The following is a 272-nucleotide window of genomic DNA, read 5'->3' as shown; positions in this document are numbered from 1 at the left end:
AGTTACTAGATACCTCTAATTGGTATGACTGGTGAGGTAAGCTTTTAAGCAACTTAAACTCGACTCTGTTTGCTTCTTCACTTAGGGATAAGTCAAGTTCAGGCTTTGCTTCAATCAACCATAAAGCGGCTTCTTTTGCTTGGTCACAGTCAGTGAATATCACCTCATCATGGGCAAATTCAAAGGCACCAGAGTCAATTTGAATCTCTTGAGGTTTAGGGATAATGCCCACGCTCGCCTTGCTTACGGTTTCTATAGGTTGTGGGTTCGAC

Annotated in this window: 1 pseudogene; it reads right to left on the bottom strand. The window is 42.6% G+C overall.

The annotated features are described in order from the left end of the window. Nucleotides 1-272: pseudogene (locus AB4585_RS28585) on the bottom strand (beta-hexosaminidase); the annotation flags it as partial.

It is taken from the genome of Vibrio sp. 10N.222.49.C9 (assembly GCF_041474985.1).
Lineage (GTDB): Bacteria > Pseudomonadota > Gammaproteobacteria > Enterobacterales > Vibrionaceae > Vibrio > Vibrio crassostreae_C.
The sequence above is the reverse complement of the archived record's forward strand: the minus strand, read 5'-3'. Positions and strand labels throughout refer to the sequence as shown.